The organism is Janthinobacterium breve, from assembly GCF_051380895.1.
In the GTDB taxonomy this organism is placed as follows: Bacteria; Pseudomonadota; Gammaproteobacteria; order Burkholderiales; family Burkholderiaceae_D; genus Janthinobacterium.
On record NZ_JBNYXY010000003.1, the window covers coordinates 484,928 to 505,460 of the forward strand.

Consider the following 20,533-nt stretch of genomic DNA (forward strand, 5'->3'; position numbering starts at 1 on the left):
TGGGCCGTACTGGCTGACGTACGGCGACGCGGTACTAAGCGTGACGGCGGACTACCCGCTAAAACTTTGAAAACGTGTCGCTGCTCGCTCCGATGCGCACGGGCCATCTAACGCTATTACTTCAAAATCAAACGCCGACTTCGATATGCCCTCAAAGATTTTGCCCTCCGGGCCGCTTGTGCCTTCACCTCGGAATTAATGTGACAAGTCACCGTTTTTCTGATGTGCGCGGAACTTGAGCGCTCAAGATCAGCACCAGATCGGTATGCAGCTTGGTTCCTGATCGAGCGGCCCACGAGGAAGGCAGGAAAGAGAAGCCAGAGGAGCTATCCACGGTTTGCGCATCGTTCAAGCCGCCAATCAACAGCACCTCGCCGTCGTTGACCGTCACCGCTGTTTTGACCTGGCGCTTAATCAGCGTAGGAGAACCAGTCACGCCGCTGGCCGTTGGCTTAAAACTGGAGATTTGCCCATCGATGACGAGATTGATTTTGCCGTTACCGAGCACCTTTGGCAGCACATCAACAATGACACCCGAAGGCCGATAGACGATGTTTTGAACACTATTGCCGGAATTGTCTTTGCCCGTGCTGGAAATCGTCGGCGTTTCATCGCCAACCGTCAGCACCATCTTTTGATAGTCGTCACCCACAATGCGGCTGTTCGATACTTGCTTGAAACGGCCATCAGTATTGAGCGCATCGATCACCAACTGGAAATTTGTCCCGCGCAAACTGATCGCAGACGCCGAATTGACGCTCCCAAGGGACGCACCAAACTTCGCACCGAGCACACTGGCCATGATGGAAATGCCGCGGCCCGAGCTGGCGTTATCCGTGACCTCGACCCATGACGCGGACACGTCGACCATACGCGGCAGCTGATCGAGCGCACCGAGCAAGATGCGCATTTTGTTTAACTCTGACGCGCTGCCTGTCAGCACAATTTGATTGCCAGCGGCAACCGCGCTACGAGGACCAAACGCAGCCGCCACGACCTGCACCAAGAAATCAGCCGATCGGCTAGCCGGCGCATAGACCTCGGAGTCATCATCACGCCGCCGGCCAGCAGCAACGGGCGCACGATCTAAAGAATCATCTTCGACATCAACACGCACAGCACGCGATTTCGACCTATCAAAAAACGCCGAAGAGGAACCGCTCCCCGGCACATCAACATCCGCTAGACGGATAGCAGATGGAGCAGCAGCCGAAGACTGTGCAGCACGCAGATAGTAGACGCCATCGCGCAATTCGGAAGATATGCCCTGGTCGCGCAAAATACCCTCAACAAACGTCGGCAACCGATCAGCATCGAGGGAACTCACAGACACCGTAAGCTTGCGATCCAGGGCCAGGGCATCTGGTGAAATTACATAATCACGAGCAAGCATATTCTTGAAAGTGGCCTGCGCGAAAGCGACAAGCGACACAGAAGAAAGCTGTATCGAGACCGGCTGACCTGCGCCAAACGCAACGCACGGCAACAAGATAAACAGAATAAACAGTTTTTTCATGACACACCCTTCACCCAGGTATCCGCATCGACCAGCGCAAGCCAGCCGCCTTCGATGAAGCGAAAACGCATAGCGGTCACACTGCGGCCGTCCGACAAGGTGACAACGTAGACACTTCCCCGCGCGATATAACCGATACCAGTGAGATTTTTTGATGGCACTATTTCGGGCTGTTTTTGGGCAATCGTCGGCGCCAAGACTGGCTTGCCAAAGTGATAGCCGAACACGCCCAGGGCGGCGCCAAGGCACAACGCGGCAAAGAGAAATTTAGTCATATGTTTGTGAGGTGGCTTTGGAGGCAGAGCGCGATAGCTCAACATAGGCAAAGCGGCAGGCGTAGCCTGCAATGGGCCGATGAAATCGGCAGGAACACCAGCAACAGCGGACAAATGCCAAGCCGAGAGCAAGGAATGAGTGCCATGCGGATAGGTATCAGAGAAAACTTGAGTCGTGTTGTATGCCTTGTTCAGATCATCGCCACGAAAATACCAACGATCCGCAACCAAAGCATCCGGGGACGCCCCCAATCGCACCACACCAATGTGCAAGCGCGGCATGCTACCGTTCGACGCCCCGGCAGTCATCAGGGCAATAGCGGGGCTTAAAACAGGCACCCGCATACGATCCAGACGGTTCAGCCTGACGACATACTCCAGCAAAGAATCACGCAACTGTTTATCAACCTGACTGATGTTTTGCATGATGAAAAAAACATCCCATCCGTACTTACGCGCATGGATGGCCCATTCAAGCATTTCAGCACGGCCCTTGTCTTGAAAATTTCGGGTGTTCAGCCAAGAACCGCATTCATCGAGCAGAAGCGCGCCATTGTGCGATTCATCAAACCCTGGCAACAACTTAGGAGACGGCGCAGTCGCCGTAATCCCCGAGCGGCCATACTGCAAAATTGGCTCAAAATCGATAAAGCGATTGCCACTACCGATCATGTACAAGTCAACGGCAGACGGTTTGTCAGGCACCCGTATAACGATGCCCCGATCACGAGCTGGCATCAAGTGCTCCAGGAACACATCGCAGTTTGTGGCAACACGCTTGCCATCACGCAAGTAACGCCGAATTTGATCGATAGCAGCCTTGCCCTTGCCACTGCCTAATTTGCCAGTAATCGCATAAACAGCCATATCACCCGCCTATTTAATAATGAGATTCAAGCCTTTTTTCTGCATTACATATAGTTGGCAACCAAGCCAAACAGTAACGTAGCAAGTAGCGGCTGTAATAGTAGTGGAATTAAAAGCAATACCAAGACCAACGGCAAAACTCGGATGCGACGAAGACATACCCGCAATACCCTGGGAACAAACACCCTTCGCGCACGAAGTCATCAGAGCAATCATGACACCAGCAAGAGACAGCATCAGAATCATTGCAGAAAGCCGAAAAGCCTTTTCCAATATCATGAATCTTGAAAATAAATTAATCAGAAATACGCATAAATTAATAAGCAAAGTACCGAGCAGAGGCATATTAAGCTTTCATTGCAGATTGAACCTGTTGAACGGAACCAATAAGCGCAAAGAAACAAATTACACCGCTTATAAACTTTGCGAATATATTTACATATTCACATATATCAACTTTTACACTAGCACCGGTAATGGGATTAGGCACAGATGGATTACTGCACACCGCAGTCGGAATTACAGGGAACCAGTCACCCAAGCCAAGCTTTTCCTTGGTTATATCTTTAATTCCTTCAATGTTATCTTTATTGGAAGACTCGACAGCGCGATACCCTGTCTCGCCCATATCGTCATCAATTTTAGGCATTCCAGTTTCATCAATTCGGCATGCAGGCTGACCAGGAAGCCCACACCCATTGCCCTTACTGTCACCTGGCGTACCAGAACCAGGAGTACCACCAGGTGTACCGCCAGGAGTACCACCAGGTGTACCGCCAGGAGTACCACCAGGTGTACCGCCAGGTGTACCGCCAGGTGTACCGCCAGGAGTACCACCGGGTGTACCGCCAGGGGTACCACCAGGAGTACCGCCAGGAGTGCCACCGGGTGTACCACCAGGGGTGCCGCCAGGATTAGAAGGGTCAGTAGGATTAGTCGGATCAGTAGGCTTAGTGGGATCAGTAGGCTTAGTCGGATCAGTAGGCTTAGTCGGATCAGTAGGGTTACTCGGATCAGTAGGCTTAGTCGGATCAGTAGGGTTAGTCGGATCAGTAATATCCCCGCCTTTATATGGCGGAACGTCAGTGTTAGGAAGTTTCTCCACACTACAAGTTTGCGCACTCTCCGTTAACTTTACATCCCAAACATAGAGAAAGATCCCTGGCGTTGACGTAGTCTTTGTATATAGCCTGAGAATATCAGATTCCCTAGCAACTACAGCCTTGCAGGAATTAATACAAAATATCTGCTGGAACTGACTACCATCAGGAGAAATTTTTTGAACAAAATCAATACTAGTACCAGACTTACTAGGACGGCCATATCCGCTAGGATATTCATAAGTGCCGAGACTATCGCCTAAGTTACATTTTCCTGATTTTTCAAAAGTGACAGTAGTGATGCCACCGTTATAAGCTTTAAAAGTACAACTCCAATAATTTCCTGTAGTCCCAATTGGCTGACAGCTTCCCCCTGTATTAGGCATACCATTAGGAGCACCATATTGCGACCACGCCTCTTCTAAACTCTTCCAATTACCACCACCGTTTCCTCGATAAACAATACCGGCAGACGAACTATTAACAACGAAAAACAGCAACCAAAAAATAACGTTTTTCATATTTACACCCGAAAAAAAAGGCGACCGGAGCCGCCCTGATAATGCTGATGAATTTTAGCCAGCTTTGGAGAAGGCCTTTTTCATCATCTTGATACCCCAGAAGCCACCGGCGACCAGGACGGCAACGGCGAAGGCCGCAGTGATGTAGGTAGTAGCCTGACTGGACAACGCCGTGATAGCCGCAACACCCGGATCATCAGCCGCCGCAGCAACGCCCGAAACAGCAACCGCACCCACCAGAGCCAAACCACGCTGAATATTTTTGTTCATTTGCACATCCTCTAAAAATAACGGTCTACATACGATTGACGACGACCCTGCGCCAAAAGACTACTAATCCAAAATTTCAATCGAGCGGCGGATAACTCGCTGTATCGCACCGGCTGCATACCCGATGCCAAACGCACTCAAGGCGTAACCAACAGCGGCGGCGATAGTCATTATTTGTGCTCCAAAAACCGGGAAATAATGTACTTCGCCAGATGCACAGCGCAGAAGAACAGGCCAGCCAAAAACAAGATGGGCCAGAAACTTTTCAGCAAAATCATCGTTGCGCCCCTGCGATCCAGCCCAACGCGAACAGCACCACCACCGCCGCCACAAAAAATATATCAACAGCCTTTTCCTGCGCCGCCACAGCAGCCACATACTCAGCACCTGACTCGACCACATAGGCACATGCAGACAACTCAGTCGGAGCGCTAGACACCGTGTACAGCACGGCACCAGACGGAGCATTTGGCCCCGTCATTTGTGTGGAATCGACGCAGGAAGGCATGGGAAATTACGAGGCGGTTTGTTGACCTGGGTTCGCCTTGACGGCAGGAGCCGCTACAGCGGCTTTTGCTTGGGAAGCAGCGGAAATTGGAGTGATAGAGAAGACTTGCGCGCCGACACGCTTGTCTTGCGAGATCGATACTTCAAATTCAACCTCATACGTGCCCGGCAGGGTGTCTTTGAAGCGCTCCGGCAAGACCAGCTCACCGATTAACGGCTCGATGACGCCGGTATCGCGGTTTGGCTTGTGGACGATGCATTGCGCCATGCGCATATCGTAGTCATTGCCGGTTTTTTTCGAACGGCCAGCCACTTGGGTGACATGCAGAATTTGAATGGTATTTTTCATGATCTTTTCCTTAGAGTGAGTCGCCCGCTAGAGCGATTAAGTACGACTGTGATATGTTTATTGCCATCTAGAACTAATGGCAATTTTATGAACACACTTTTTTTGTTACTTTCCGTGGCACTAATTGCACTAATATTTCCGAAGCTTTTTAATCCGGGGATCTTTAGGCTTGTTGTAGCCAAATCATCGGAGTCACTACAGATAAAACGAAGGCCAATACTTACAAGCCGTGAGCAACAAATGTTCGCGCTCTTAACAACTGCATTGCCTGAATGCATCGTGCTAACACAAGTAGCGTTTTCCGCTCTCATCACAGCAGATGGCTGGCAATCCCGAAATCGATTCAATCGCAAGGTGATCGACTTTGTTTTATGCAGCAACCACATGAACGTCATCGCAGTGATTGAGCTTGACGACCGCAGCCACATAGGCCGCGAACAGAACGACCATGAGCGAGACGCCATGCTCAAACAAGCCGGATACCATACGATTCGCTACCCGAACATTCCAACAGCAGAAAAAGTAAGAACCGATATCGAATCCCTACTAATGAACATGCACACTTTTTGATACGACTAACGTCAAACACTTTTCGCTTTGCACAGATCGGCAACCGAAAAAAAACTCCCAAGGCGTACCAGTGGGCAAACAGGCGGCCCGTGGGCCGGAGACTGAGCGGTTTACATTCAACCTAGATGTGCTATCGTTTACTTACCCAAACGGACAAGCATTTGCGCGTTCGGACAAATACATATTATTGTCCAAACGTGTAAATTGCAAACAGGAAATAACTATGAACTACGCGGAATTGATAGAAAATGCAATGAAGGGGCGCCCAACGCTGGCAATGTCCAAGCTGTGGGGACTGCCAAACTCAACGCTGGTGAAGTATGTGAAGGGGGAGCGTATGCCAGACTTCAATACGGCCCTGAAGATCGTAAAAGAAGCTGGCGTAGACCCTGCCGTGGCCTTTGAGGCACTGGCAGAAGAAGAACGCAACCACAAATCGAAAAATTTCAAATTGCAGTTGCAAGATAATGGTGGGCCTCCCGTGAGTCGAACACGGCACCAACGGATTATGAGTCCGCTGCTCTAACCAAGCATGAGCTAGAGGCCCAAGAGGGACTGCGGCGTGGCGGCGCTGTTGATGCCCGCCTCGCGCGGCCGTTTTGGAAACGGACACGCGAGGATAGGGGTATCAGGGGCGCACGTCAAGCCCTATTGGCTTCTAGTTGCCTTCCAAGAAGCTTTTCAGCTTGTCGGAGCGCGATGGGTGGCGCAGCTTGCGCAGCGCCTTGGCTTCGATCTGGCGGATGCGCTCGCGCGTCACGTCAAATTGCTTGCCCACCTCTTCCAGCGTGTGGTCGGTGGACATCTCGATGCCGAAACGCATGCGCAGCACTTTCGCTTCGCGTGGCGTCAGGGAATCGAGCACGTCCTTAACCACGCCGCGCATGGACGCGTGCAGGGCTGCGTCGGCGGGCGCCAAGGTGTTGTTGTCCTCGATGAAGTCGCCCAGGTGGGAATCGTCGTCGTCGCCGATCGGCGTTTCCATCGAGATCGGTTCCTTGGCGATTTTCATGATCTTGCGGATCTTGTCCTCGGGCATTTCCATCTTGATCGCCAGGGTGGCCGGATCGGGTTCCGCGCCCGTTTCCTGCAGGATCTGGCGAGAAATCCGGTTCATCTTGTTGATCGTCTCGATCATGTGCACGGGAATGCGGATCGTGCGCGCTTGGTCGGCGATCGAACGCGTGATGGCCTGGCGAATCCACCAGGTGGCATAGGTCGAGAACTTGTAGCCGCGGCGGTACTCGAACTTGTCGACGGCCTTCATCAGGCCGATATTGCCTTCCTGGATCAGGTCGAGGAATTGCAGGCCACGGTTCGTGTACTTCTTGGCGATCGAAATGACCAAACGCAAATTGGCCTCCGTCATTTCGCGCTTGGCCTTGCGCGCCTTCATTTCACCGGCCGCCATCTGGCGGTTGATGTTGCGCAAGTCCGGCAGCGGCAGTACGACACGCGCCTGCAGGTCGATCAGGCGTTGCTGCAGTTCCTTGACGGTCGGAATGTTGCGACCCAGGATGGCGCTGTACGCGTGTCCTGCGTTGACTTCGCCATCGACCCAGTCGAGGTTGGTTTCATTGCCGGGGAAGACCTTGATGAAGTGGGCGCGCGGCATGCCGCAGCGGTTCACGGCCACGTCGAGAATCTGCTTCTCGATATGGCGCACTTCATCGACCTGGCCGCGCAGGGTGTCGCACAGCTTTTCCACCACCTTGGCCGTGAAGCGGATGCCCAGCAATTCTTGCGAAATGGCTTCCTGCGCCTTGGCGTAAGGCTTGGAGTTGTAGCCTTCTTTTTCGAAAGCGCGGCGCATCTTGTCGAACTGCTGCGAAATGACGGCGAATTTTTCCAGCGCCGTGCGCTTCAGGGTTTCCAGCTGCTCGGCCGAGAAGCCGGCCGCGCCGGAAGCGTTCGCCTCTTCCTCTTCTTCCACTTCCTCTTCTTCCGCTTCGCCTTCTTCCTCGTCTTCTTCGACGGGAGCGGCCACGACAGGAGCGGCGGCGACCGGTTCGCTTTCATCGACGAGACCGTCGACGATTTCGTCGATCTTGATCTCTTCGTTGGCGATGCGGTCGGCGGCGGCGATGATCTCGGCGATCGTCACTGGACAGGCGGAAATGGCCTGGATCATGTCTTTCAAGCCATCTTCGATGCGCTTGGCAATCTCGATCTCGCCTTCGCGCGTCAGCAGCTCGACCGAGCCCATCTCGCGCATATACATGCGCACGGGGTCGGTGGTGCGGCCGAAATCGGAATCGACGGTCGACAATGCGGCCTCGGCCGCCGCTTCCGCCTCGTCATCGCTGGTGACAACGGCAACGTTATCGGACAGCAACAACGTTTCCGCATCGGGCGCGTGTTCGTAGACGGCGATACCCATGTCATTGAAGGTACCGATGATGCCTTCGATGGCTTCCGGATCGACGATGTTTTCAGGCAAGTGATCGTTGATTTCCGCGTAGGTCAGGAAACCACGTTCCTTGCCGAACTTGATCAGGGTCTTGAGTTTCTGGCGCCGGCGCTCGAGTTCTTCCTCGCTCGCTTCCGTGTCGGACGAGAACGCGTCCTTCAACAGCGCGCGCTCCTTCGCCTTGCGATCCTTGGCCTTGGCCTTGTCGACGGCCTTCAGTTCGGCCCGCTCGACGGCGTTCAGGGCGGCGACTTCATCATTTTCTGGCTGGAATTCTTTTGGCTTGCGGCCGCGGCGGCCCGGCACTTTTACCGACGGCAAGACATAGCCGGACGTATCGATGGCTGCCAGGGTGGCAGCGTCGGTGGTCTGGCTGACCACGGGCGCGCTGGTAATGCGCGCTTCTGGCCGGTCGAGCGCCTTTTCGGCTTTCGTGGTAACTTTAGTGGGCTTTGCAGCCGCTTTGGATTCGGGTTTCTTGATTGGCACAGGCGCTTTCGATTACACAACGACTTGCTTTACGGTGGATTAGGATAAAGTTTGCTGCCAGTTCCCTGTCTACCTGCGGGAACCACCATCTTCGAACCTGCCGACAACGCAAATTCGACACTGTTACGTTACTTACACCTCATCGGCCACGATCCGCGGGAAGCGCAGCAATTCCTGTCCACCAGCTGTTGCCAGCCGCCTCGGCAGAAATTCCTGCATCGACCGCGTTGGGAGCGAGAGCCTGGCGCGGCTTGCCAGCGTCTGCGAACCTTGCCCGCGACGCCGAAAACGCCAGTTGGCCCTGGCTGCCGACACGATCCACCGCGCCGATCAAGAGCCTAACTTACTGAAAACAAATACTATTTACGAAACAGAACTAGCTTGCCAAAGCACACAATACTTAGCATTTAATTATAGCACGCGAAAAATGTTTTTCCAGTGCGCGCCATACCCCCAGAACAAGATTAGCGATTCACCAACTCGGCATCGCGTTCGCGCTCCAACTCGCCTTGCTCCTGCGTGATTTCGCGGTAGCGTACACCAATTTTCTCGGATGGCAAACCCGACGCAAACAATTGCTGCAATTCCGCCTTCAAGGCATTCAATTTGATCTCGCGGATGGTGCTGACCAGCCATGACAATTCGCTGTCGTAATCGGATTCCGTGCCGGCCGCGATCTCGCCGATGATCTCGTCGTATTCGCTGCCCAGCTCCTTCAATTGCTGCGCCAGCGCAGCAAAACTGCCATGCTCGCCCAGCGCCTGGCCCACGGCCACCAGCTGCCCCAGACTGTGGGCCGCATCCGGTCCCAGGTGCTGGAAGGCGGTCAGGGCGGCCTCATCGATACGCATGGTCAGAGGCGGATGCGCCACCAGCATGCGCATGATCTTCAATTCCAGGCCCACGGGCACGGGGCGGCCCGATTTCGGCGGCGCGCGACGCGCCACGGCAACGGGCTTGGCCAGCTCGAACAGGGCTTCGATCTCGGCTGGCGTGGACTGCGTCAGCTGCGCCAGGCCGCGCACGATTTGCAGGCGCAACGACGACGGCGCCATCAGCTGCAGCAGGGGCTTGGCGTCGAACTGCACGCGGGCACGCCCTTCCGGCTCCGACAAATCATGCTCGCCCGACACTTCTTTCAGCAAAAATTGCGACAGCGGCATGGCTTCATGCACTTGCTGCTCAAAACCTTCGGTGCCAAATTCGCGGATATAACTGTCCGGATCATGTTCCGATGGCAAGAACAGGAATTTGATGGTTTTATTGTCCGACACGTGGGCCAGGCTCGCTTCCAGCGCGCGGCGGGCGGCGCGGCGGCCAGCCTTGTCGCCGTCGAAGCTGAAAATCACGTTATCGGTCTGGCGCAGCAGTTTTTGCACGTGGGTGGGCGTGCACGCCGTGCCCAGGGTCGCTACCGCTTGCGGGAAGCCCATTTGCGCCAGCGCCACCACATCCATGTAGCCTTCCGTCACCAGCACATAGCCGGCGTCGCGGATGGCCTGGCGGGCCTCGAACAGCCCATATAGTTCGAACCCCTTGGAAAACAAGGGGGTTTCCGGCGAGTTCAGGTATTTCGGTTCACCATGGTCGAGCACGCGGCCGCCAAAGGCGATGACCTGGCCCTTGGTATTGCGAATCGGAAACATGATGCGTTCGCGGAAACGGTCATAGCGCTTGCGGTTATTGCCCTCTTCATCGACCTTGTCGATCACGAGGCCGGCCTCGGCCAGTGCCACCACGTCGTAATCGGGGAAGACGGAGCGCAGATTATCCCAGCCACCTGGCGCGAAACCCATGCCGAAGCGAGCGGCCACTTCGCCCGTCAAGCCCCGGTTCTTCAGGTAAGCGATGGCTTCCGGCGCGTGGCGCAATTGCCCCCGGTAATAATCGCAGGCCTGCGTCATGGCGTCGGACAGGGCCATGCTTTGCGCCTGGATCTGCGCGCGCTGGGCCGGCGGGATCTTGTCATCCGCTTCCGGCACCACCATGCCCACGTTCTGCGCCAGGTCCTTGACGGCGTCAACAAAGCCCATGCCCGAGTACTCGATCAGGAAGCCGATCGACGTGCCATGCGCGCCACAGCCGAAACAGTGATAGAACTGTTTTGTGGGGCTGACGGTAAAGCTGGGCGATTTTTCACTGTGGAACGGGCACAAGCCCATGAAATTGGCGCCACCTTTTTTCAGTTGCACATAGCGGCCCACGACATCGACGATATCGACACGGTTGAGCAAATCGGAAATGAAGGATTGAGGTATCACTGGCTAGGGCGGGTCTTGTTATAGGTCAGACTATACTACCGCACGTGGCCTGAGGTTGAGCCAGGTCAACGTGTGGGCGATTGAGCGGCTGCCAGCATGGGCCGGCAGCCGATGACTACTATTGTATGCTTACGCTGCCGGCGTCAAGGCTTTCTTGACCAGGGCGGACACCACGGTCATGTCCGCGCGGCCCGCCAGCTTCGGCTTGACGATGGCCATGACCTTGCCCATGTCTTGCGGACCGGCGGCGCCCGAGGCGGCCACGGCGGCAGCCACTTCGGCCGCCACTTCTTCGTCCGACAGGCCGGCAGGCATGTAGTCCGCCAGGTGCACCAGCTCGGCTTTTTCAATGTCGGCCAGGTCGGCACGGCCACCCGCTTCGAACTGGGTGATCGAATCCTTGCGCTGCTTGATCATTTTTTCCACGATGGCCGTCACGTGGGCGTCCGTCAATTCGATGCGCTCGTCGACTTCCTTGCGCTTGATTTCCGCCAGCAACAAGCGAATCGTGCCCAGCTTGCCCGCTTCCTTGGCGCGCATGGCGTTTTTCATGTCTTCGGTAATTTGTTCTTTCAAGCTCATGGCAATCCTCGTGTTGGTAAGTGGGGCTCGATGCTCGTGTGGCTCGGTGCTCATGTGTGCAGATTAAGCAGGCAGCCACAAAAGCGAAAACCCGCTGCGGCGAACCGGAGCGGGTATGCGACTCATCTGAAGTATCACTCCAGGCGAATCAAAACAAAACCCGTGGCGAACAATGCGCCGAACTACCCGGGTTGGTTCTGACTGAACAGTCTTAGAATAATTTTTTCGGCAGTTGTTGGCTGCGGATGCGTTTGTAATGACGCTTTACAGCAGCTGCCAGCTTGCGCTTGCGCTCAGCTGTTGGCTTTTCGTAGAATTCGCGTGCGCGCAATTCGGTCAGCAGACCCGTTTTTTCGATGGTGCGTTTGAAGCGACGCATTGCGACTTCGAACGGCTCGTTTTCTTTAAGGCGAATAGTGGTCATGTAAAATTCAAACCGTTGAGGTGGTGTATAGGAAGAGATAGATGGTAGCAGCTTTTATTCGAAAAGGGAAGTCCCTCCCCACTTGCGTGCGGCATGCAGCCTGCGATCACTGCCGGAATGTGGCGTAAACCACGCACCGGGGACCCCATATTACAGAGTAGCTTACTGCAAGGCAATACCTGCCGCCACGCCGGAAGCCCAGGCCCACTGAAAGTTGTAGCCGCCCAGCCAGCCCGTCACGTCGACCGATTCGCCGATGAAATACAGGCCCGGCACTTTACTGGCCATCATGGTCTGCTGCGACAGCTCGCGCGTATCGATGCCGCCGCGCGTCACTTCCGCCTTGCGGTAGCCTTCGGAGTCGTCCGGCACGATGGACCAGGCATTGATGGCCTGCCCCAGCTTGCGCAGTTGCGCATCAGGCATGTCGGCGATGCGCGCGTCCGGCGCCAGGCCGTTGACGGCCAGCAAGCAGTCGGCCAGGCGCTGCGGCAACCATTGCGCGACGATATTGCCCAGCTGCTTCTTCAACGTGCCCTTGCCTTCAATCAAGGTTTGCGCCACGTCCACTTCCGGCAACAAATTGATGACGATGGGCGTGCCGGGTAGCCAGTAGCTGGAAATCTGCAGGATCGCCGGGCCCGACAGGCCGCGGTGGGTAAACAGCAAATCTTCGCGGAAACGCGCGCCCGTTGCCTTGCGGCCTTTCAGGCTGCCCGTCTCCACGTCCACTTCCAGGGCGATGCCGGACAGTTCCGCGAACGGCGCCCAGCTGGCCGCATCGAACGTCAGCGGCACCAGGGCCGGACGCGGTTCGACCATCGTCAAATCGAATTGTTTGGCGATGCGGTAGGCAAAATCCGTGGCGCCTATCTTCGGGATCGACAGGCCGCCCGTGGCGATGACGATGCTGGCCGTCTCGATGTCGCCGCTGTCCGTCTGCAGCACGAAGCCGCCATCATCTTGCTGGACAACATTGTCGATTTTGCATGGCATACGCCAGTGCACGCCGCCAGCGGCGCACTCGTCCTTGAGCATGTCGATGATCAGCTCGGCCGATTCAGTGCAAAACAGCTGGCCCTTGTGCTTTTCGTGGTAGCCGATCCGGTATTTCTTCACCAGCGCAAGGAAATCCTGCGGCGTGTAGCGCGACAGTGCGCTCTTGCAAAAATGCGGGTTTTCCGAGAGGAAATTTTGTGGAGTGGCGTTAATATTGGTGAAATTGCACCGTCCACCACCCGAGATGCGGATCTTTTCGGCCAGCTTGGCCGCGTGATCGATCAATACCACGCGCTTGCCCTGCTGGGCAGCAACAGCCGCACACATCATGCCGGCCGCGCCCGCGCCGATCACTGCCACATCAAATTGTTTTGCCATAAGAATTCCGGTCACCGCTGATTACAAAGACGCCATTGTAAACTGCGGCGACGCGGCTAGCGCAGCCGTGCTGCAATCTGCCGCGATGCCATCAGGCATTGCCCCACCTGCTCGGCAATCGACGGCGGCACGGGCACCTCGCCGCGCAGCACGGCAGCGATCCATTCGGCCGTGGTGGCCGCATCGCGCTCGGCCGGCAAATGTGGCAACTCATCCACCAGCGCCTGCTTTTCCACCAGCACCGTACGCTCAGCGCCATGGAACCAGTCGATCTGCTGCGCCTTGTTGGCGTTGGCCACCGTCTCGCCTTCCGTGCCGCGCATCAGGAATGCGTCGCCGCGTCCCGGCGGAGATGCTGTCAGGAAATATTCACCGAGCATTTCCAGGTATTCGGGATGCGTGTACGACACCAGGCGCAGGGCGGGCCCGGCGAAGGGCTGCATGATTTTCACCAGGGTATGCGTGGAATTGCGCACGCCCAACACGCGCCGCAGCGACAGCATGTGTGCCAGACGCGGCGCCAATGACGCTATGGGCAGGAAGGCCGCTTCCCCGCGCGCCATGGCGGCCTCGGCTTGCGCATGGTCCAGCGAGGCCGGCACGCCCAGCGCGGCCAGCACTTCGGCCGTGGTGATGCGGCCCGGGTCGCTGCTCACGCCATGCACGAGCACGGGCGCGCCCGCGCGCGCAAGCAGCAGCGCCAGCAAGGCCGTCAGATTGGCCATCTTGCGTGCGCCGTTGTAGCTGGGAATGATGATGGGTGCGAATTCACCACCCGGCGCGGCCAGCGGAGCGAACGACGCTTCGGCCGCGTCGAGGAAGCCGGCAATCTCGTCGACCGACTCGCCCTTGATGCGCATGGATAACAAAATGCCGCCCAGTTCCAGGTCCGACACGCGGCCCTCGAGCATGGCGCGGTACAGGGCGCGGGCGTCGTCACGCGTCATGCTGCGCGCGCCGTTCTTGCCGCGTCCTATTTCTTTGATGAAACGTGCAGCGGGAAATGGCTCACCGGCCACATCGGTATGGGGGATGGAAACAGTCGTCATGGCGCCAGCTTACACGGATTTTTCCCCGTGCAGACGGGCTGATGGACGGCGCAGGCGCCGATGCAACAGTCTTTCAAACTATTTTTGAACGAACTGCAGCGCGACTGCATCCAAACGCGCCGCCGCTACGTATAAGACTGCACGGGAGGACTCATCATGGAACACGCAATCAAACAGGAAAGCGCCTTCGTCGGCATCGAAACGAGCAAGCTGCTGCTGAAAGCCGTGCTGCTCTCGGGTGGCGAAGTGCTATGCAAGGTGCTGGAAAACGACGTGGCCGGCTACCGCTGGCTGCGCAGCTGGCTGCAAAGGAACGATGTCACCATCATGGGCTTGCGCGTCTGCATGCGCCTGGACGCACCGTACAGCGAGGTTGCCGCCCGCATGCTGGCCGAGATGGGCATGCTGGTCTGCGATGCGGAGCAGGGCCCGCTGGAAGCGTATGCGCGCGACTGCGGCTTGCCCGACGGCGCGGCGCGCGGCGCTGTGGTGCTGGCAAAGTATTGCGCGGCGGCACGCCCTGCTCCCTGGACGCCGCCCTCGCCCGCCTACGTGGAGCTGCGCCTGTGGCTGCGCCGCCTGCATGCCGTGCGGCAGTTGCGAAAACAGGAAATAGCACGCCTGGAAGGCCATTTCCATGCAGGTCAGATTGCGCTGCATCAATTACTGCGCCAGCAAATCGCTTGCCTCGATACGCAGATACGCCAGCACGAAACGGCCATCCTTGAGCATGTGCGGCGCCATCCCGGACTGCCGCGGCCGCCTGAGCTGGCCGGCAATTACCAGCGCATCGCCCGCTACACCTTTGGCGCCAGCCTGGCCGGCGGCCATTGAGCGCGCACATTGCGCACACAAACCAGGGGGCTGGCGGCGCACCGGCCCTGCCATAAAAACAACTGATGCATTCCCGTTTTGGCCCCATCCCCGCCGCCAGGCCGCATTTCCGCTACACTATTGCCTCTTAAAGAACGCAATAGCGAAAGCCGAGCCAGAATCATGAATACGCCAGACATCGAAAATATCAACGTCACCTCCTTCGCGCCCATGCCGACACCGGCCGAGCTGCACGCCAAACTGCCGCTGTCGGAGAGCGCCTTCGACACCGTCAGCCGCGGCCGCGAAGCGCTGCGCAACATCATCGACCGCAAAGACCAGCGCCTGTTCGTCGTCGTCGGCCCGTGCTCCATCCACGATCCCGTCGCCGGCCTCGATTACGCGCGCCGCCTGAAGGCGCTGCAAGAGGAAGTCAAGGATACGATGCTGCTGGTGATGCGCGTGTATTTCGAAAAACCGCGTACCACCACGGGCTGGAAGGGCTACATCAACGACCCGTACATGGACGATTCCTTCAAGGTCAACGAAGGCATGGAAAAGGCGCGCCGGTTCCTGCTCGACGTATGCGAATTGGGCTTGCCCACCGCCACCGAAGCACTGGACCCGATCTCGCCCCAGTACCTGGGTGACCTGATCGCCTGGACAGCCATCGGCGCGCGCACCACCGAATCGCAGACGCACCGCGAAATGTCGTCCGGCCTGTCGACACCCGTCGGCTTCAAGAACGGCACCGATGGCGACATCAGCATTGCGGTGAACGCGATCCTGTCGTCGGCGCACCCGCACTCCTTCCTGGGCATTAACGCCGAAGGCAATGTGTCCATCGTGCGCACACGCGGCAACGCGTATGGCCACGTGGTGCTGCGCGGCGGCGACGGCCGCCCGAACTACGATTCGGTCTCGATCGCCATCGCCGAACAGGCACTGGCCAAGGCCAAGCTGCCAGCCAACCTGGTGGTCGACTGCTCGCACGCAAACAGCTATAAAAAGCCGGAACTGCAGCCGCTGGTGATGGCCGACGTGGTCAACCAGATCCGCCAGGGCAACCACTCGCTGGTGGGCGTGATGATCGAATCGAACATCGTCAGCGGCAACCAGAAGATTCCGCAAGACCTGTCGCAACTGACCTACGGCTGCTCCGTCACCGACGGCTGCATCGACTGGGACACGACGGCCACCATGCTGCGCGATGCGCATGCGCATTTATTGAACCGCCCGGCATAAGGCTCTCGCGGATACGAAAAACGGCGCCCTGTGCGCCGTTTTTGCTTTTCCCTTCATTACGCCATCTGCACATGCGGCAGCACGGCGTACGATCCGGCCAGGGCCTGTTCGGCCTTGCTGGCCGGGATATTGAGTTCATTGACGTCCAGGTAGATGCGCCCGTCCATGATACGCACGGCGTACAGGCGCGCCATGCCCTGCACGGGTGCCACCAGGCGGCCCGAATCGAGCTCGATGATCCAGCTGTTCTTCGGCCCCATCAGGTTTTTCTCCATCAGCACCCCGTGCGCCAGCGGGCCGCCCAGGCAAGGCACCGTGTCGAGCAACGCGTACACCGTATCGTCAAGCGCGCGGAACAGGGCCACGCCCGGCAAGTCCTGCCACGCCAGTCCCCGCTGCACCATGCGCGCGCGCGCCAGCGGCATGTCCTTCAGGCGGCAAATCATTTTCCATTGTTCCGACATTGCTAGCTCCCTTGAGAAAAGGCACACGCTTGCCTAAGCAAGAGCGGTGCCAGTGCCAGCACAGGCGCAGGAAGGGCGAAATACAAGGCAAATCGCCGCTGCGGCGCACTGCGCAAGTGCACACTGCCGCCGAAATGGTGCGCGGGCCGCACGGTGGACTGCCCGGCTTTCCTTTACAATGGCGGATTACTCCTCCCTATTTAGCACCTTCATGATTGTTCTTGGCGTCGAATCCTCCTGTGACGAAACCGGCCTGGCCTTGTACGACACGCAACGCGGCCTGCTGTCGCACGCCCTCTATTCGCAAGTAGCCATGCACGAGCAATATGGCGGCGTGGTGCCGGAACTGGCGTCGCGCGACCATATCCGCCGCGCCATCCCGCTGCTGGAAGAGACGCTGGCCAAGGCCGGCATCACCCTGCCCGAAATCGACGCCATCGCGTACACGCAAGGCCCGGGCCTGGCCGGCGCGCTGCTGGTAGGTTCCTCCGTCGCCTGCAGCCTGGGCCTGGCCATCAACAAGCCGGTGCTGGGCATCCACCACCTGGAAGGCCATCTGCTGTCGCCGCTGCTGGCGTCCGAGCCGCCGGAGTTTCCCTTCATCGCCCTGCTGGTGTCGGGCGGCCACACGCAGCTGATGCGCGTCGACGGCGTGGGCCAGTACACGATGCTGGGCGAAACGCTCGATGATGCCGCCGGCGAGGCGTTCGACAAGTCGGCCAAGCTGCTGGGCCTCGGTTATCCTGGCGGCCCCGCCATTTCGCGCCTGGCCGAATTCGGCGACCCGCTGGCCTACAAGCTGCCACGCCCGATGCTGCACTCGAAGGATTTCAATTTCAGTTTCTCCGGCCTGAAAACGGCCGTGCTGACGGTGGTCAAGAACCACGAAGAAAAAGTCATCGCCAATATCTGCGAGCAGGACAAGGCGAATATCGCGCGCGGCTTTGTCGACGCCATCGTCGACGTGCTGACGGTCAAATGCGTGGCGGCCCTGAAACACACGGGCTTGAAACGCCTGGTGATCGCCGGCGGCGTGGGCGCCAACGCGCAACTGCGTGCCTCGCTCAACGCGGCGGCCGCCAAGAAGCGTTTCAAGGTGTATTACCCGGAGCTGGAATTCTGTACCGATAACGGCGCCATGATCGCCTTTGCCGGCGCCATGCGCCTGCAAATCAACCCGAACGCCGCCAAGTACGATTACTCGTTCAATGTGCGCCCGCGCTGGCCGCTGGACGAAATCCGCGAAGTCTGATCACTCCAGCAGGAAGTTGCGCGCGCCCGCCAGGGCCGCGCCCTCTTCCACCGTTTCATCCTTCAATGCCACGCCCGACAACTGCCGGCTAAACGCCTGCGACAGCAGGTAGTGCAGCCGGTACGCGGCCGGCGCATACGCCAGCCCCTCGGGGCGCACGTTCGAAATGCAGTTGCGGCGCTCGTCCAGCAAGCCCACCTTGGGTGCCCATGTCAGGTACAGGCCCAGGCTGTCCGGGGAACTCAGGCCAGGCCGCTCGCCGATCAGCACCAGCACAGCGCGCGCCTTCAATAACTCCCCCACCTCGTCGCCGACGGCCACCCGCCCCTGCTCCACGATATGCAGCGGCGACAGTGTCCATGATTCCAGCGCCAGGCGTTCGCGCAAGGCAGCCAGGAACGGTGCCGCGTGGCGCTGCACCGCCAGCGCAGACAGGCCATCGGCCGCCACCAGCGCCAGGTCGATTCCCGTAGCGCAGGCCTCCAGACGCGCGCGTGAAACGTCGTCGAGCCGGCGCCCCAGGTCGGGCCGTTGAAGATATTCGGCGCGCGTGGCGGCGGCGCTGTGCAGCTGCACGCAGTCTTGCCCCTGCACTGCCAAGGCGCGTGCCAGGGCCTCGTCATCGAGCGCCAGGTGCACCGCGTCGCGCGCCTGCGCGTGGGCCAGCTGGAACGCCAGCTGCGCACTGGTCGGCACGCTCACGCCGCGGCGTCCCAGCGCGATGCGCGCCGCCGTATGCGCGCGCAGGGTTTGCCACGGCTTGGTTTCGTCCATGCTTCCCCCTAGTCACCCAGGCGCAGCAGGGCCGCCTGGAAGGCCGGCGCCAGCGCCGTGCTGAGGCGGCCCTGCGCATCCGTGATGTGCATGTGCACCAGCCAGGCCTCGAATTCGGGCGCAGGACGCAAGCCCAGCACGCGGCGCGCGTACAGGGCATCGTGGAACGAGGTGCTCTGGTAGCCGAGCATGATGTCGTCCGCGCCCGGCACGCCCATGATGAAATTGCAGCCGGCCACGCCCAGCATGGTCAGCAAGGCATCCATGTCGTCCTGGTCCGCCTCCGCGTGGTTGGTGTAGCACACGTCGCAGCCCATGGGCAGCCCAAGCAACTTGGCGCAGAAATGGTCTTCCAGCCCCGCACGCATGATCTGCTTGCCGTCGTACAGGTATTCGGGGCCAATGAAACCCACCACCGAATTGACCAGCAGCGGTTGATACGCGCGCGCCACCGCATACGCACGCGCCTCGCACGTTTGCTGGTCCATGCCGTGGTGCGCGCCGGCCGACAGGGCGCTGCCCTGCCCCGTCTCGAAATACATGACATTGTTGCCCACCGTGCCGCGCCCCAGCGACAGGGCCGCCGCCTGACCCTCGGCCAGCAGCGACAAGTCGATGCCGAAGCTGCGGTTGGCCGCCTGCGTGCCCGCCACCGACTGGAACACCAGGTCGACGGGCGCGCCACGGCGTATCGCTTCCAGGGTATTGGTGATGTGCGTGAGCACGCAGGACTGGGTGGGAATCTGATATTGATCAATGACGGCGTCGAGCAAGTGCAGCAGCGAAACCACTTGCGCCACATTGTCGGTGGCGGGATTGATGCCGATCACGGCGTCACCGCTGCCCAGCAGCAAGCCATCGAGGATGGAGGCGGCGATGCCCGTGGCGTCGTCCGTCGGGTGGTTCGGCTGCAGCCGTGCGGACAAACGGTGTTCCAGGCCCAGGGTATTGCGGAAAGACGTGACCACCCGGCACTTGCGGGCCACCAGCACCAGGTCCTGCAAGCGCATCAGTTTCGAGACGGCCGCCGCCATTTCCGGCGTGATGCCGGCGGCGACACGGGCCAGCGTTTGCGTATCCGTCGCGTCATCGAGCAGCCAGTCGCGAAAACTCCCCACGCACAGATGCGAGATCGGCGCAAACGCGGCGCGTTCATGCGAGTCGATGATCAGGCGCGTGACTTCATCGTCTTCATACGGCACCAGCGCCTCGTTAAGGAACAGCGACAGCGGCACGTCCGCCAGCGCCAGCTGCGCCGCCACCCGTTCCCGCGCGCTGGCGGCCGCCACGCCCGCCAGCACATCACCCGAACGCAGCGGCGTGGCCTTCGCCAGCAGCTCTTTCAGGCTGGTGAATGCATAGGTATGGCTGTCTATCGTATGGCTGAAACGGGGCATAGATTGTGCTCCAATGCGTCT

19 protein-coding genes and 1 tRNA gene are annotated in these 20,533 nt (G+C 58.5%); 4 read left to right on the forward strand and 16 right to left on the reverse strand.

Features of this window, described 5'->3' with window-relative positions:
• Positions 1-208 precede the first annotated feature (208 nt).
• The 6 genes from ACQ4W0_RS07620 to ACQ4W0_RS07645 form a co-directional block, all read right to left on the reverse strand.
• Positions 209-1,516 (reverse strand): type II secretion system protein GspD, encoded by a 1,308-nt coding sequence (locus ACQ4W0_RS07620; RefSeq protein WP_436576198.1) that lies wholly within the window; start codon positions 1,514-1,516, stop codon positions 209-211.
• The gene (locus tag ACQ4W0_RS07625; RefSeq protein ID WP_436576199.1) at positions 1,513-2,658 is read right to left on the reverse strand and encodes a zonular occludens toxin domain-containing protein; all 1,146 of its coding nucleotides are present in this window, start codon (positions 2,656-2,658) and stop codon (positions 1,513-1,515) included. Before ACQ4W0_RS07625 ends, ACQ4W0_RS07620 begins: the two co-directional genes overlap by 4 nt.
• Before the next feature lie 346 nt (positions 2,659-3,004).
• Entirely contained in the window at positions 3,005-4,279 is a 1,275-nt protein-coding gene (locus ACQ4W0_RS07630) for a hypothetical protein (protein ID WP_436576200.1), read from the reverse strand.
• A gap of 54 nt (positions 4,280-4,333) precedes the next feature.
• Positions 4,334-4,549, reverse strand: coding sequence for a major coat protein (locus ACQ4W0_RS07635; protein WP_436576201.1), 216 nt, complete (start codon positions 4,547-4,549; stop codon positions 4,334-4,336).
• A 63-nt stretch (positions 4,550-4,612) separates the two neighbouring features.
• A complete protein-coding gene (locus ACQ4W0_RS07640) occupies positions 4,613-4,927 on the reverse strand; it encodes a hypothetical protein (protein ID WP_436576202.1) in 315 nt (104 codons plus the stop codon).
• Between the two features lie 136 nt (positions 4,928-5,063).
• Positions 5,064-5,405 (reverse strand): hypothetical protein, encoded by a 342-nt coding sequence (locus ACQ4W0_RS07645; RefSeq protein WP_436576203.1) that lies wholly within the window; start codon positions 5,403-5,405, stop codon positions 5,064-5,066.
• A gap of 87 nt (positions 5,406-5,492) precedes the next feature.
• Between ACQ4W0_RS07645 and ACQ4W0_RS07650 the strand changes: the two genes are divergently transcribed.
• The gene (locus tag ACQ4W0_RS07650) at positions 5,493-5,975 is read left to right on the forward strand and encodes a DUF2726 domain-containing protein (protein ID WP_436576204.1); all 483 of its coding nucleotides are present in this window, start codon (positions 5,493-5,495) and stop codon (positions 5,973-5,975) included.
• Between the two features lie 468 nt (positions 5,976-6,443).
• Here the strand turns inward: ACQ4W0_RS07650 and ACQ4W0_RS07655 are convergent.
• The 7 genes from ACQ4W0_RS07655 to ybiB form a co-directional block, all read right to left on the reverse strand.
• A tRNA-Ile gene (locus ACQ4W0_RS07655) sits at positions 6,444-6,522 on the reverse strand.
• Between the two features lie 111 nt (positions 6,523-6,633).
• On the reverse strand, positions 6,634-8,874 hold the full coding sequence (gene rpoD, locus ACQ4W0_RS07660) for an RNA polymerase sigma factor RpoD (RefSeq protein WP_436576205.1): 2,241 nt from the start codon (positions 8,872-8,874) through the stop codon (positions 6,634-6,636).
• 464 nt (positions 8,875-9,338) lie between these two features.
• Positions 9,339-11,135 carry a DNA primase gene (gene dnaG, locus ACQ4W0_RS07665; protein WP_436576206.1) on the reverse strand — a complete coding sequence of 599 codons (1,797 nt, stop codon included), beginning with the start codon at positions 11,133-11,135 and terminating at the stop codon, positions 9,339-9,341.
• 129 nt (positions 11,136-11,264) lie between these two features.
• On the reverse strand, positions 11,265-11,717 hold the full coding sequence (locus ACQ4W0_RS07670; RefSeq protein WP_436576207.1) for a GatB/YqeY domain-containing protein: 453 nt from the start codon (positions 11,715-11,717) through the stop codon (positions 11,265-11,267).
• 211 nt (positions 11,718-11,928) lie between these two features.
• On the reverse strand, positions 11,929-12,141 hold the full coding sequence (gene rpsU, locus ACQ4W0_RS07675; RefSeq protein ID WP_008451879.1) for a 30S ribosomal protein S21: 213 nt from the start codon (positions 12,139-12,141) through the stop codon (positions 11,929-11,931).
• Between the two features lie 162 nt (positions 12,142-12,303).
• Complete coding sequence (locus ACQ4W0_RS07680; protein ID WP_436576208.1) at positions 12,304-13,518, reverse strand: BaiN/RdsA family NAD(P)/FAD-dependent oxidoreductase; 1,215 nt, start codon at positions 13,516-13,518, stop codon at positions 12,304-12,306.
• Between the two features lie 56 nt (positions 13,519-13,574).
• Positions 13,575-14,567: a DNA-binding protein YbiB gene (gene ybiB, locus ACQ4W0_RS07685; protein ID WP_436576209.1), complete on the reverse strand. Its 993-nt coding sequence runs from the start codon at positions 14,565-14,567 to the stop codon at positions 13,575-13,577.
• 156 nt (positions 14,568-14,723) lie between these two features.
• Between ybiB and ACQ4W0_RS07690 the strand changes: the two genes are divergently transcribed.
• Positions 14,724-15,401 carry a hypothetical protein gene (locus tag ACQ4W0_RS07690; RefSeq protein WP_436576210.1) on the forward strand — a complete coding sequence of 226 codons (678 nt, stop codon included), beginning with the start codon at positions 14,724-14,726 and terminating at the stop codon, positions 15,399-15,401.
• A gap of 162 nt (positions 15,402-15,563) precedes the next feature.
• Positions 15,564-16,625, forward strand: a complete 1,062-nt coding sequence (locus ACQ4W0_RS07695) for a 3-deoxy-7-phosphoheptulonate synthase (protein WP_436576211.1) — start codon at positions 15,564-15,566, stop codon at positions 16,623-16,625.
• Between the two features lie 56 nt (positions 16,626-16,681).
• Here the strand turns inward: ACQ4W0_RS07695 and ACQ4W0_RS07700 are convergent, their stop codons facing one another.
• Positions 16,682-17,089, reverse strand: coding sequence for a nitrite reductase (NAD(P)H) small subunit (locus ACQ4W0_RS07700; RefSeq protein ID WP_436576212.1), 408 nt, complete (start codon positions 17,087-17,089; stop codon positions 16,682-16,684).
• Between the two features lie 211 nt (positions 17,090-17,300).
• On the opposite strand from ACQ4W0_RS07700, the gene tsaD reads away from it, so the two are divergent.
• Entirely contained in the window at positions 17,301-18,341 is a 1,041-nt protein-coding gene (gene tsaD / locus ACQ4W0_RS07705) for a tRNA (adenosine(37)-N6)-threonylcarbamoyltransferase complex transferase subunit TsaD (RefSeq protein WP_436576213.1), read from the forward strand.
• On the opposite strand, the gene eutC is transcribed toward tsaD, so the two are convergent.
• Positions 18,342-19,115 (reverse strand): ethanolamine ammonia-lyase subunit EutC, encoded by a 774-nt coding sequence (gene eutC / locus ACQ4W0_RS07710; RefSeq protein ID WP_436576214.1) that lies wholly within the window; start codon positions 19,113-19,115, stop codon positions 18,342-18,344.
• Between the two features lie 8 nt (positions 19,116-19,123).
• Positions 19,124-20,512 carry an ethanolamine ammonia-lyase subunit EutB gene (locus ACQ4W0_RS07715; RefSeq protein WP_436576215.1) on the reverse strand — a complete coding sequence of 463 codons (1,389 nt, stop codon included), beginning with the start codon at positions 20,510-20,512 and terminating at the stop codon, positions 19,124-19,126.
• Positions 20,513-20,533: the final 21 nt, after the last annotated feature.

Excerpts from the sequence above, each read along its gene's own strand:
- ACQ4W0_RS07620 (WP_436576198.1), bottom strand. The coding sequence starts at position 1,516 with ATGAAAAAACTGTTTATTCTGTTTATCTTGTTGCCGTGCGTTGCGTTT.
- ACQ4W0_RS07625 (WP_436576199.1), bottom strand. The coding sequence starts at position 2,658 with ATGGCTGTTTATGCGATTACTGGCAAATTAGGCAGTGGCAAGGGCAAG.
- ACQ4W0_RS07630 (WP_436576200.1), bottom strand. The coding sequence starts at position 4,279 with ATGAAAAACGTTATTTTTTGGTTGCTGTTTTTCGTTGTTAATAGTTCG.
- ACQ4W0_RS07635 (WP_436576201.1), bottom strand. The coding sequence starts at position 4,549 with ATGAACAAAAATATTCAGCGTGGTTTGGCTCTGGTGGGTGCGGTTGCT.
- ACQ4W0_RS07640 (WP_436576202.1), bottom strand. The coding sequence starts at position 4,927 with ATGTGGCTGCTGTGGCGGCGCAGGAAAAGGCTGTTGATATATTTTTTG.
- ACQ4W0_RS07645 (WP_436576203.1), bottom strand. The coding sequence starts at position 5,405 with ATGAAAAATACCATTCAAATTCTGCATGTCACCCAAGTGGCTGGCCGT.
- ACQ4W0_RS07650 (WP_436576204.1), top strand. The coding sequence starts at position 5,493 with ATGAACACACTTTTTTTGTTACTTTCCGTGGCACTAATTGCACTAATA.
- ACQ4W0_RS07670 (WP_436576207.1), bottom strand. The coding sequence starts at position 11,717 with ATGAGCTTGAAAGAACAAATTACCGAAGACATGAAAAACGCCATGCGC.
- rpsU (WP_008451879.1), bottom strand. The coding sequence starts at position 12,141 with ATGACCACTATTCGCCTTAAAGAAAACGAGCCGTTCGAAGTCGCAATG.
- ACQ4W0_RS07680 (WP_436576208.1), bottom strand. The coding sequence starts at position 13,518 with ATGGCAAAACAATTTGATGTGGCAGTGATCGGCGCGGGCGCGGCCGGC.
- ybiB (WP_436576209.1), bottom strand. The coding sequence starts at position 14,567 with ATGACGACTGTTTCCATCCCCCATACCGATGTGGCCGGTGAGCCATTT.
- ACQ4W0_RS07690 (WP_436576210.1), top strand. The coding sequence starts at position 14,724 with ATGGAACACGCAATCAAACAGGAAAGCGCCTTCGTCGGCATCGAAACG.
- ACQ4W0_RS07695 (WP_436576211.1), top strand. The coding sequence starts at position 15,564 with ATGAATACGCCAGACATCGAAAATATCAACGTCACCTCCTTCGCGCCC.
- ACQ4W0_RS07700 (WP_436576212.1), bottom strand. The coding sequence starts at position 17,089 with ATGTCGGAACAATGGAAAATGATTTGCCGCCTGAAGGACATGCCGCTG.
- tsaD (WP_436576213.1), top strand. The coding sequence starts at position 17,301 with ATGATTGTTCTTGGCGTCGAATCCTCCTGTGACGAAACCGGCCTGGCC.
- eutC (WP_436576214.1), bottom strand. The coding sequence starts at position 19,115 with ATGGACGAAACCAAGCCGTGGCAAACCCTGCGCGCGCATACGGCGGCG.
- ACQ4W0_RS07715 (WP_436576215.1), bottom strand. The coding sequence starts at position 20,512 with ATGCCCCGTTTCAGCCATACGATAGACAGCCATACCTATGCATTCACC.